Annotated in this window: 10 protein-coding genes; 5 read left to right on the top strand and 5 right to left on the bottom strand. The window is 45.3% G+C overall.

The window, feature by feature from the left end; all coding sequences use genetic code 11:
- Window positions 1-166: 166 nt before the first annotated feature.
- The 3 genes from ACESLU_RS06205 to ACESLU_RS06195 all read right to left on the bottom strand — a co-directional run bounded on the left by ACESLU_RS06205 (window position 167) and on the right by ACESLU_RS06195 (window position 3,295).
- Window positions 167-1,270 (bottom strand): citrate/2-methylcitrate synthase, encoded by a 1,104-nt coding sequence (locus ACESLU_RS06205; protein ID WP_372636649.1) that lies wholly within the window; start codon window positions 1,268-1,270, stop codon window positions 167-169.
- A gap of 263 nt (window positions 1,271-1,533) precedes the next feature.
- On the bottom strand, window positions 1,534-2,295 hold the full coding sequence (mazG, locus tag ACESLU_RS06200) for a nucleoside triphosphate pyrophosphohydrolase (protein WP_372636647.1): 762 nt from the start codon (window positions 2,293-2,295) through the stop codon (window positions 1,534-1,536).
- 382 nt (window positions 2,296-2,677) lie between these two features.
- Window positions 2,678-3,295, bottom strand: a complete 618-nt coding sequence (locus tag ACESLU_RS06195) for a nucleoside triphosphate pyrophosphatase (RefSeq protein WP_372636645.1) — start codon at window positions 3,293-3,295, stop codon at window positions 2,678-2,680.
- Window positions 3,296-3,661: 366 nt separating this feature from the next.
- Between ACESLU_RS06195 and ACESLU_RS06190 the strand changes: the two genes are divergently transcribed.
- From ACESLU_RS06190 to ACESLU_RS06170, 5 genes are all read left to right on the top strand, one after another.
- The gene (locus ACESLU_RS06190; RefSeq protein WP_372636642.1) at window positions 3,662-4,498 is read left to right on the top strand and encodes a TIGR00297 family protein; all 837 of its coding nucleotides are present in this window, start codon (window positions 3,662-3,664) and stop codon (window positions 4,496-4,498) included.
- Window positions 4,495-5,802: a dicarboxylate/amino acid:cation symporter gene (locus ACESLU_RS06185; RefSeq protein WP_372636639.1), complete on the top strand. Its 1,308-nt coding sequence runs from the start codon at window positions 4,495-4,497 to the stop codon at window positions 5,800-5,802. Before ACESLU_RS06190 ends, ACESLU_RS06185 begins: the two co-directional genes overlap by 4 nt.
- A gap of 72 nt (window positions 5,803-5,874) precedes the next feature.
- The gene (locus tag ACESLU_RS06180; protein WP_372636637.1) at window positions 5,875-6,789 is read left to right on the top strand and encodes a tetratricopeptide repeat protein; all 915 of its coding nucleotides are present in this window, start codon (window positions 5,875-5,877) and stop codon (window positions 6,787-6,789) included.
- A 98-nt stretch (window positions 6,790-6,887) separates the two neighbouring features.
- Window positions 6,888-9,041: a T9SS type A sorting domain-containing protein gene (locus ACESLU_RS06175; protein ID WP_372636634.1), complete on the top strand. Its 2,154-nt coding sequence runs from the start codon at window positions 6,888-6,890 to the stop codon at window positions 9,039-9,041.
- 193 nt (window positions 9,042-9,234) lie between these two features.
- A complete protein-coding gene (locus ACESLU_RS06170) occupies window positions 9,235-10,053 on the top strand; it encodes an aldo/keto reductase (protein WP_372636631.1) in 819 nt (272 codons plus the stop codon).
- A 212-nt stretch (window positions 10,054-10,265) separates the two neighbouring features.
- Here ACESLU_RS06170 and ACESLU_RS06165 read toward each other — a convergent pair whose 3' ends face one another.
- Window positions 10,266-10,913, bottom strand: a complete 648-nt coding sequence (locus ACESLU_RS06165) for a sugar transferase (RefSeq protein ID WP_372636628.1) — start codon at window positions 10,911-10,913, stop codon at window positions 10,266-10,268.
- A 385-nt stretch (window positions 10,914-11,298) separates the two neighbouring features.
- A partial coding sequence (locus tag ACESLU_RS06160) for a hypothetical protein (protein ID WP_372636625.1) occupies window positions 11,299-12,403 on the bottom strand: 1,105 nt, incomplete at its 5' end.

The raw sequence follows: 12,403 nt of genomic DNA, 5'->3' as shown, positions 1-12,403 counted from the left end.
TTTCTGCTGTGTTTCTTTGTTATCCAACGGAAAGAAATTAAGCTTCTAATTGGCAGCTGGTCAAGGCAGAGGAAAAATTATTAAGCGACAATCCGTTTTTTTCCACGAAAACGAATAAAAAAGCCCCGAAACCGGGGCTTTGAACTTGAAACGCTATGATCACGAGTTATCGCTTTTCAACAGGCACCCAGTCAAGATCCTTTTCGCCCGTATAAAGTGCACGGGGACGAACAAGGCGGTTGTTCTCCGCTTGTTCGATATAATGCCCGGTCCATCCGGAAACGCGACTCATGGCAAAAATACAGGTATAAAGGTCAGGCTTGATTCCCATGGAGTAGTAGACTGTAGCGGAAAAGAAATCTACATTGGGATCGATTCCTTTTTCATCCTTCATCGTTTTCAAAATGGCTTCCGACCATTCAAAAAGCATTTCGTGTCCCGTTTCTTTGGAAAGCTGCTTTGACATGCCGCGCAGAATGCGGGCACGCGGATCCATTGTTTTATAGACGCGGTGGCCAAAACCCATTATTTTTTGTTTGTCAGCCAGCCGCTCTTTGATATATTCGACCGGATCAGCGTCCTTTTCCTCAATCTCGAGCAGCATCTTCATTACGGCCTGGTTAGCCCCGCCGTGCAGGGGACCCTTCAGCGCACCAATTGCGCCGGCGATGGACGAGTACATATCAGATTCCGTAGAGCAGATCGTGCGGCTCGTAAAAGTTGATGCGTTCATTCCGTGCTCTGCATGGAGGATCAGGCATAGATCCATGGTCTTTTCAGCCTGCTCACCGGGCTCTTCCCCGTTTAACATATACAAAAAGTTGAAAGCCGTACTTTGTTCGGAGAGGGGGGCTATGACCTCTTTCCCGTTACGGATGCGGTCGAAAGCCGCTATGATCGTGGGCATCTTCGAGGTGATCGAAATGGCTTTGTTAATGTGATATTCTTTACTGGTATTGGCTTCAACTTTATGAAAATCCGAGAGCATGGAAACAGCTGTACGCAGGACAGACATCGGTTCTGCCTCGGTAGAGGTATTTCTCAAATAGTCTAATACCGTATCCGGAAGGGTTCGTTGGTTTTGCAGTCTTGTATTCAGTTCATCGAGTTCCGATTTCGTGGGCAACCGGTCATTCCACAGCAGAAAACAAACTTCTTCGAACGTGGCATTTTCAGCCAGGGTGTCAATAGTATAGCCTGCGTAGATAAGTTTACCTTCTTGTCCATCTATAAAGCTTTTTGTTGAGGAGAAGGCTACAATGCCTGCCAAACCTTTATTAATGTGGGGGTATTTACTTAAATCAAGATCTTTAGTTAAGCTCTCAGCCATTCTGTACTCCGGAATTTTAAGATTGGATATAAACTTTTAATTTGGGTCAAATATAATGTTTGCTGATTAGAAAATCAGGTTTTTGATTCACTTATATTCAGCAGGATAGAGATAATCTAATTTCATAACGCTGAACCGATTAACAGCGTTTACTGTATACAAAGTTTAACACTTTTGAAACAAGAAGCTATGTTGAGAAATAATTACTGCTCTTTTGCCTCATCCCAGTAGAAATCCATTTCTTCAAGGGAGGTGTCCGCTATATCCCTGTTATTTTTATCCAGTTGTTCTTCTACATATTGAAACCGCCGGATAAATTTTTTATTGGTCGCGCGGAGGCTGTCTTCAGCAGTGAGATCATAGTTGCGGGCTACATTGACCAGCGAAAAAAGAAGATCCCCGAATTCTTCCTGTTGTTTTTGGACGTCCTGATCACTGAGCGTTTCCTTGAATTCCTGCAGTTCCTCTTCCAGCTTTTCCCAAACCTGTTTTTTTTCCGGCCAGTCGAATCCCACATTCGCAGCTTTCTCCTGCATGCGCTGGGCCCGAATCAAGGCCGGCAGCTGTTTGGGAATACCTTCAAGAACTGATTTTTTACCTTCCTGCAGTTTAATGTTTTCCCAGTTTGCGGCAACCTGTTTATCATCAGCAGCGTCAACATCACTAAAGACATGCGGGTGACGGCGGATAAGCTTCTGTTGTATAGTATAAACCACATCTCCGACAGTAAAATGCTCTTTTTCATCCGCCATAATACTATGGAATACAACCTGTAATAGAACATCACCTAATTCTTTTTCTAATTCGCTGAAGTCTCTCTTGTCAATGGCTTCAATCGTTTCATACGCTTCCTCAACAAGATGGTCTTTAAGACTTTCATGTGTTTGTTTACGGTCCCACGGACATTCTTTGCGAAGGACTTTAACAAGTTCTACCAGGTCGTCGAATTTTTTTGTGGGCTTCATTGCGGGGCAAAATTTCCATTATTAAGATAAATAGCGTGTACCGTAAAAGGTACGTAAATGTGGCCACTTTTAACACGGGTATTGTCGATTTTGGTGTTTCTCCTGAGGAGCTTTATAGTACGGCCCCGGATTCGCGTAAATGACAGAGATACGTCTGCCGGTGATAAACGAGAGAAGCGCACCCGTACCGATCACTCATGGGGAAATTGAAAGGTGCAGACCCTTTAGTTATATTCCCGGGGGCTTTGAAAAACCGGTCCCGAAGCATCGGGAAATATCAAAGCCTGAGCAGTTCATAACCTAAGCATATTATGAGGATGGTGAATTCGAGAAAAATGCAAATATTGGCCCAAAAGAGCAGTTTGGTATGGCTAACTTTTCATCAGGATGAATGATTCTCCCCGGAATAACCGGGTAAATATTCCGGGGCAAAATTTTGCATAACCTGATAAAAGGTATAAAGCGGAAAGCCCACCACGTTGTTGTAATCTCCCTCGATATGCCTGACGAAGATCGCTCCATATTTGTCCTGGATGCCATACCCGCCGGCCTTGTCCATCGGACTCCCGCTTTCGACATACCGTTTTATGTCGCGGAGATTGAGGTCGCCAAAAGTGACTTTTGTTTCTTCAAAAAATGTATGAGTCTGGCTGTTGTCATGAGATGCTTTTTTACAGAGCGATACACCGGTAAAAACCGAATGCGTATTTCCACTTAATTGCATGAGCATTCTTTGGGCCTCCTCTTTGGTTGACGGTTTTTCCAGGATTTTGTTCCGATATGCGACAATGGTATCGGCCCCGATGATCAGGGCCCTGCTATAGTGGCGGGCTACACTTGACGCTTTACGGCGGGCCAGGACCTCAACGACCTCGGAAGGAGTGAGGTCTGAACGGTAATGTTCGTAAATCGCACTTTTCTGTACCTGAAACGGCATATTGATTTGTTCAAGCAGTTTTTTGCGGCGAGGGCTGCCTGAAGCAAGAATTACAGTTTCCAAAAATGAACAAATTTAGTTGTAAATTTTTTGTTAGTTTATGAAGCGAAAAGGACGGGAAAGAATAATCCGTCACTTTCGTTGTAAGGATAGCATAAATTTTTAAAATTATCTTAAATTCATGGTATCAAGAAATCGCAGCAGAGGCCGTAAGAAAAAGCCGATGATCTTTAGCTCCTGGAACTATAAAGTTCTTGCACTGGGGTTGTTATTAGTCATTGTTGGTTTTTCAGCGATGTATATAGAAAATGAAGTAAAAGGGTTCATCTCATTGTACCTGTCACCCGTTGTAATTATGGCGGGATATGTTTCTGTAATTGTGGCTATATTGAAGCATGATCGGGACACATCTGCTGCATCCGACCAATCTTGACCGCTGCGATACCCGTGGATCGTAAACTCAATGTCGTTTTTACGTTTACAGCCGTTCTCCTGTTTATGGTCGATATGGGAAATCCCGTCTATTACTGGGGCATAATCGGCGGGTTGTTTTTGTCTTTCCTGTTTTCATTGGCTGCTTTTCTACTACAGCACCTGTCCCTGGACGGTATGTTTGCGGCAACCGTAGCCGGCACCCTCATATTCGGATTGGGCGGATGGCCTATGGCAGCGATCATTCTGTTATTTTTTATCAGCAGTGCTGTTATTTCAACACCTCAGGATCAGGACAGGCTATCCGGGGAGGCCTCGGGAAATGTCCGCCGCAGTGGCATACAGGTATGGGCCAATGGCTTGTGGATGGTTCTATGCTTAGTGATGGCTGCTGCGTTCGATAACAGCATATTCCTTTTGGGAGGCGTGGCGGCGGTTGCCGTGGCTACAGCCGATACCTGGGCCACAGAGCTGCGAAGCACAAAAGGCGGGACCACCTACCTCATCTCAACGTTTGAGCCGGTGTCACCAGGAGCAGACGGTGGCATCAGTCTGAAAGGGACGGCGTGGGCTTCAGCAGGCAGCATGATGATAGCGGGAACTTCTACTTATTTTTTCTCACTTTCTCTTGGAAGCTTCTTTATTATTTTTATAGCTGGTTTTTTGGGATGTGTGCTCGATTCTTACCTTGGAGCGATATTTCAACGCCATAACCGGCCAATGGTGGTCCCCTTCGTCAGAAAAGAAATCAGGTTCAATAATAATCTGGTCAATGCTGTTTCCACCGGTGCGGGAGCGCTTTTGGCCATAATATTTAGGATAGCGATTATATGAAAGCATGGTATAAGCAATTGCACTGGCAAATCATTTTCGGACTGGTATTGGGACTTGTATGGGGACTCATTGCAAGTGTTGCCGGGTTTTCGGCCTTTACGGTTGATTATGTGAAGCCGTTCGGCACCATTTTTATTAATTTGCTTAAGCTTATTGCGGTACCGCTGGTATTAGCCTCCCTCATCGTAGGGGTCACGAGCCTGAATGATATGGCCAAACTCTCTCGTATGGGCGGTAAAACCGTAGGTATTTATATTGTTACCACGATCTGTGCCATAACCATAGGACTCACGGTCGTAAATATCATTCAGCCAGGGGACTTTCTTCCCACTGAAACGCAGCAGGACCTGATGAGCAGTTACCAGGGAAATGTTGAAGGCTCCAAACAAACAGCGCAGGAGGTCCTGGAGCGATCGCCGCTGAGCTTCTTTGTGGATATTGTGCCCGAAAATCTTTTTGCTGCTGCTTCCGATAACAGTAAAATGCTCCAGGTTGTTTTTGTAGCTATTCTATTGGGTATCGGTATCATCCAGGTACCGGCGGAAAAGGGGCGGCCTCTCATCAGTTTCTTTGACGCTTTTAATGATGTGATCATCAAAATTGTGGATCTGATTATGCTGCTGGCCCCTTACGGGGTTTTTGCCCTGATGGCGGGTGTTATCGTGGACTTGGCGGGGGATGATCTCGGTCAGGCGCTGAATTTGCTGGGTGCTCTGGGCTGGTACAGCGCAGCTGTCGTGGCCGGACTGCTACTGCACGTATTGATCGTTTATTCCAGCTTATTCAAAATCTTCAGCAAAATGAAGCTGACAGACTTCTTCCGAGCTATCCGGCCGGCGATACTTCTGGGTTTCAGTACCAGCTCAAGCGCTGCCACCCTGCCTGTTACCATGGAACGGGTGGAAAATAATCTGGGCGTGGACGAGGAGGTGGCCAGTTTTGTGCTGCCTATCGGAGCGACGATTAATATGGATGGAACGAGTCTGTACCAGGCGGTAGCTGCCGTTTTTATAGCCCAGGCTTTGGGACTTGATCTGTCGATAGCACAACAGCTTACCATCGTTCTTACGGCTACTCTTGCATCGATCGGGTCTGCGGGGGTACCGGGCGCCGGTATTATCATGCTGGTGATTGTGTTGCAGGCTATCCAGGTACCGGTTGAGGGTATTGCACTGATCCTGGGCGTCGATCGCATCCTGGATATGTGCCGGACCGCCGTCAATATTACCGGCGATGCCGCGGTATCGGTGGCGGTAGCCCATAGCGAGGGACTGCTGGGCGAAATGCATCTCGAGGATGATTAATCTAAAAAAAGACGAAACGCTGATGGGTTACGTTGGTTGTTTGTTACTACCGATTAATATCTGTGTTCGTATATGAAAGTTGCAATAGGGTTTATCGCTTTTCTTTTTACAGTTTTACCGCTGTATGTCATGGCTAATCCGGGGACGGAGATCGTGGATGCCGACTCTTCGGGCTATGAGCACCAGCTGGATGAGGGTATCGATGCTTTTTATCAATCAGACTGGGAAAAGGCTTATACCATTTTTCAAAGGCTTCAACAAGCATATCCACAGGATGCGCGCGCCTATTTTTTTGATGCTATGATTCCCTTTTGGCAATACTACTTCGGGGGGAAGGAGCCAGCTGCAGCCCGTTCATTCATTGAGCGTTCTGACAAAGCTCTTACTGTAAGCCATGACGCGTTGGAAGCCAATCCCAGCGACACCACGATAGTCCTGATGCTAAGCGGTCTATATGGATATCAGAGTCTTGTTATGGCAGCAGAGAAAGATTATAGGAGGGCACTTCAAAGTGGAATAATCGGATTTAAATATACCCGCCAGTTGTTGAAACTTGATGCAAATGGCCCTAAGGCTTTGATAGGCAAAGGGATATTTTATTATATGACAGGGAGCGTTCCCGATCAGTTGAAGTGGTTGACTAATTTCGCGGGACTCCCGGGCGATATGGAAGAGGGATTTCAGGCTCTTGAACAAGCTGCCGCGTCTGACAGTTATGTAAGCAATGATGCCAAAATAATTTTGTCTTATTTATATGAGCGTGAGGGGATGAATAAACCGGCATTGAAACACCTTCGCGACTTATCGGCAAAATATCCTAAAAATATTATTTTCCAATTTAATACGGGTAGGATGTATGAAAAGTGCGGTGACCTGTCACGGGCCAAAAAGCGATACAAATTGGTATCCTCTATGGAAGGCCATCGCCTAACTTCACTCCGGACGGAAAGTGCTGACCGGTTGGAGAGATTGAGCGTGGAAAAATAAATAGGAATATGGGGATAATTTTTTGCTGTTTATTTTGATTAACATCAAAAAAAATAGTAAATATATAAGTACGTGTGGGGTGTAATATAATTTTATGTATGGGCAAAACGCTACGGTGCTTTTTTACTAAACATATTTTTTTTTGGGGACTCCTTTTAGGAGTTGCAGGGAGTGCTGTAGCACAGTCGGGCGGAGATATTGCGTTTATTGGTATTAATAGCAGCAGCAGCGAATTTGCCATTGTTGCTCTTGCTGATCTGTCGCCCCAGACAACTATTTTTTTTACGGATTTTAAATGGGACGGCAATGTTGTTGAGCCGGAAGGAGTTCGCTGGGAGACCGGGGATACTCTTATCAGCGCCGGGACGGTAATTACCTTCCATTATACCGACTCGGAAGAGGCCTCTGTTAGTACGGGCAGGTTGAGCGGAAACGGACTAAAGTGGTCCCCCTCGAATACCACTATTTTTTCCTACCGGGGTCCGGATTTGCAATCTTCCCCCACTTTACTTGCAGCAATCTCCAACCAGGAAAGTTCGTATAGCCAAATTGATCTGACGGTGGGGGAAGAAGCAATTGTACTGAATAACCCGCCTATGCGGGGGGGGTACCAGGGAATGCGAGAGGGCAAAAGCAGAGGGGAATACCTGCGGCTGATTGGAGATACGGAAAGCAACTGGTGGCAGGCAGAGGATCAGTCGGCAGAGTATACCATGGATGTCACCCCCTTTACTTTTCAGGATTCGGCCGAAAGCACTGCTTCGGAATCCCCTTCTTTTATGATCCCAATAGAAGGAGTAGAGGGATGGAAAGGCCTGTCATCTCCAACAAAAAACACCTCATTTGAACAGCTGTTAGGTGACCTGCGAATACAGGGCATCGCAGGAGCGGATGATCCCGGTGGTGAAGCAACTATCCTCTCCTGGGAGGAGCAGGACGGGGGTTCTTTTAAAGCTCCCGAGAGCGTTACCGATTATTTGGAGCCGGGCAGAGGCTATTTCGTATATCTGCCGGAAGCCGACGAACCGGAGGCGGCAGGAATACAAGGGAGCCTTCCTAAAGCATTAACGGTCGATGAACCCCTTCACGATCGAGTGGTGGGTATCGGGGTAAGTGCTACGGATGCCGATGAAAACGGGAGTATTGACGGGATGGAAGGATTTAATCTACTGGGAAATCCGTTCGGCAGGAAAATTTCGGTTGGAGCGGTTAAAGAAGAGCTTAGAGAAGTTAACCCATCCATAAATAGTTATATCTATGTTTGGAATCCTGAGATGGGCGGCGGTAACGGGGGATTTGAGCTTTTGTATGATAATGATGTTATCGATCCCACTCAGTCTTTTTGGGTTCGCTACCTGGATGAAGGAGTAAGGGGAATGCTTCGCCTTGATCGCAATAACCTGACTAAAGAAGCCGGAAGGGAATTCCATGGTTCGTTGAGTGATCCCCTGGGAAGTTTTGAACTGAGGTTAGGTGCGGAAGAATGGTATGACAATTATCGTATAGAGATCAGGGAAGAGGGGAAAATGGGAGAAGACAGGCTGGACGGCTATAAGCTGTTTTCTTTGAAGTCGGGCTCTTTAAATCTTTACAGCACCGACGGCAGCGGGAACAGACTGACTAAAAATGTACTTCCCCGACGGTTGGAACAGGAAATTCAGATTCCCCTCCTGTTTTCGGCAGCTGATAAAAGCCGTCTTTCCTTTAGCTGGGACCGACCCGATGAAATGCCCCGGGACTGGGAGTTGATGCTAAGGGATCATAAACAAAATAGGGAGATAAATTTAAGGACTTCTGAGCGCTATGATTTTGAATTGGAGAGATCAGCGACCTCTATTAAAGAGGCCTCACCTCCATCGGAACAATCGCTGCTGAACTCCCCGACAGAGACTACAAGTACCGAAAGATTCTACCTGGCTATTCGTCCCCCGGACAGTGAGCAAGAAAATGTGACTGAAGAGGAGGAGCTGCCGGAATCGATCAGGCTAAAACCGAACTACCCGAACCCGTTTACGAATACGACCACTATTCCGTATGAACTGGATGAGCCTACGGAAGTCACACTGACGGTTTGGAATATGATTGGTCAAAAGGTCGCCACATTAATAGATGGTGAACTTAAAAGTGCGGGCTCCCATGATGGGGATCCGGATATAAACTGGAATGCGAACAGCATGCCCAGCGGGATGTATATCGCCCGTCTTGAAGCGGGAGGAGAGGTCTTTACCCGGAAAATGACGCTAATCAAATAAAGGAGCTAATTAAATAAGGAGAGATCTTCCACATTGATTTTTTAAATTCGATGGTTTATATAGACAAAGGCAGGAGTATGAAATGATTTTTAGATTCGGTTAGTTTCCTATATTTTATCGAATCATTTTACACCGAAAGCTGTTATAAAGTTTAATTTAACCCAAAATAAACGGAGTATTTCTTTTACTACAAATGCAATATAAAAATATACAGGGATTAGACGTTCCCGAAATAGGTCTCGGGACCTATAAACTCCATGATAGAGAATGCGAAAGAGTTTTACGGACAGCACTTGACATCGGGTATCGCCACATTGATACCGCTCAGATGTATAAGAACGAGCGGGAAATAGGCAGGGCACTCAGTGTTTCCAATATTCCTCGCGAAGACATCTTTCTTACAACCAAAATATGGCATACTAATCTCGATGCTGATGATGTTCTGCAATCCACTGAGCAGAGCCTTCGAAATTTGGATACTCCGTATGTTGACCTGCTGCTCATCCACTGGCCAAATGATCAGTATGATTTGCGCGCTACCATAGAATCAATGTTGGTACTACGCGACCAGGGCAAGGCCATGAATATCGGGGTAAGTAATTTTCCGTTGTCTCTGCTTCAGAAGGTCAACGATGAGATTCGCGCGCCCATTTTTTGTGATCAGGTGGAATTTCATCCTTTTATTGACCAGTTGGACTTACTGGATTATGCTATTGAGAATGATATCATGCTAACCGCTTATGCTCCGCTGGCAAAGGGAAAAGTCGATAAAAATGAGGAGTTGTGGGAAATTGCCCGGAGCTACGATAAGACAGCGGCCCAGGTAGCTCTTCGGTGGCTGATTGAACAGGAGAATGTGGTGGCAATCCCCAAAGCATCCAGTGAAGAACATCTCAGGAATAATTTCGATATCTTTGATTTCTATCTCGAAGATGAGGACTTTGAACGCATCGACCAGCTCGACAAAAACCTGCGGCTGGTAAATCCCAGTTTTGCCCCGGAGTGGGAATAAAAGGAATGTTGCTGTTTTTTTTCGAATAAGCTCTTTCTGTTATATATAGCGGGCCTCCTTACTATTAGATGAGAAGCCTCGAAAAACCAGAAAATTGGGTAAATATCAACGTTTGAGCAAATTCAAAGCCACCTCATATCTAACACCTGTGAGGAGGTTCATTACGCGAGAACGCAAAGATTGACCCAAAAACGGTTTTGCAACGTTCACTATTAATGAGCATGCGTGTTTAACGTGAGCATACTTTTAATGGTCAAAAAGATGAGCTTTACATCCATTACAAAGGATCGCTTTTTAATATATGTGAGATCACACTTGAGACGTTCTCGCATATCTTCGATATTGAGGGTCCCCCCGCGCAGACCCGAGGCCTGGGCCAAGCCGGTCAGTCCGGGCTTGACTGAAAACCGTTTATAAAAATCGGGAAACATGGTATTCCAATAGGAGTTTTCGCGGATGGGGTAGGGACGCGGACCCACAAGGCTCATGTCTCCTTTAAGGACGTTTATAAATTGAGGTATTTCATCCAGATTGGTCTTCCTGAGGAACTGGCCAAACGTAAAAATCCGGCTGTCATTTTTTTGGGTGATATCAGGATTTTTTACAGACTTTTCATCCTTGCTGCAGTGCATGGTTCGGAACTTATAGCAATCAAAGATCCTCCCGTCGAACCCAGAGCGTTCCTGTTTGAAGATAACCGGGCCATTGGATGAGAGTTTGATACCCAGAGCGATGAAGGGGTACAGCAACAGAAGAATAAAGGTACCAACCATTCCAAACAACAGGTCAAACGCTTGCTTCCAAATCAGCTTTTCATGATAAATACGCGCATAATCTATTGATATGGAATTAATTTCCAAGTTCAACGCGCTTTCTGAGGTTGGAAGTGATACTCTTCGCATTCTCGCTTTTCTATTTCCAGAGATGTATTTTTGGGCGGTAGTACTCATAAATGAATGATTAATTTTTACGTTAATCTTGATAACATTGGATTGCAGCGTTTCCCTGATAGGAAAAAGCAATCTGTTTATTACAATTAAATGCAATATCTGTACCGTCTTCGGTGAGATGGCTGGCTAAAGGAATAGACGCAAGAAATGGGGGCTTAAGGGGGGTACAGGCCTATTTTCGGGGTTATTTCGAAAGATAATGAATACAAGCGGGGAGGGGGACGTGTCCTAAATTATACACACTGTACAAGATATAGGACAAGAAAAAGCACATAAAAGAATATTGCTGACTGACTTATTGAATGGATCGGTAGAGCCGCCGTGAGTAGGTGTCTTCTTCTGTCAGGTAGTGATATGCTATCCCCAAAAAGAGCCAGGTCGGGAGATAGGTATATTCTGTAACGGCTATCATCATGGTGACAATAATAATCGACAGGGCCGCTTTTATTGCAAACTCTTTGGGCGTTTTACCCAGTGCAAGGATGGGATAGATAAATACAAGCAGAAATATTGTCAACCCTGTGATTCCGTTATTTACCAGTATGGTTGAAAAGAAATCTGTCGAACGAATGTATCCAAAGCCGAGGCCAAATATTTTGATGGGAAAGGGCGATTCCCACCAAAAGGTTAGCGAATCCAACATATTCGAAAGCCGAACGCCACCCGAAATGGAGGCTCCTGTAAGCTTTTTTAAAACCAGTTCATTAAAAACAGAAAAAACGGTTTCAAACTTGATGACGGCAATCAGCAAAAGTATCGCAGCCGAAGTTACGAGATATTTCCAATTGACTTTCCTACTGAGAATGAGAACGATGATATATGTGCCAATACCCAGTATGGCGGTGGTTGAGGTGGAGAATAAGAGGGCTAACGTGAGGATAACCGCAGTTATATATCGTTGTTTATGGATAGCAAGAACCCAGTAAGGCAAGACGGTAAATGCGAACATCGAAGCCTCGCCCGTAAGGCTTTTCATCCGCAAAAGTGAGAATCCCCCAATGTTGAAAACCTGGGTGGAGCTGCCAAAATATCTTTCATTAAAAAAACGGTTAGACAGAAAATCGCCTGATGTTCCGGTCGCCCAGTAGTAAAAAACTTCGTAGAACCCATAGACTACCAGCATAAGAATACCGGCAAAAATATAGGGATCCCAGGAGGGGTGGTACCATTTATAAACAAACAAAAATGTTAGCAGGCAAGCCGTTAAATAGAGTGTTTGGGTGAAAAGTGTGGGACGCAGGACAACTTTTTGAGTGAATGACAGGGGATCTACCAGGGGTAGAGAAGACAAATCCATTTCGCCGTAAAGCGAAAGGAGGAACTGACTGCATGCATTGAGGGTGATATACCCAACGGCAATTAGAAAAGCTACCGTCAAATATTGTTTTATTTCCTTCATG

Source organism: Fodinibius sp. (assembly GCF_041642155.1).
Taxonomy (GTDB): Bacteria; Bacteroidota; Rhodothermia; order Balneolales; family Balneolaceae; genus Fodinibius.
This window is presented reverse-complemented; position numbering and strand designations above follow the sequence as displayed.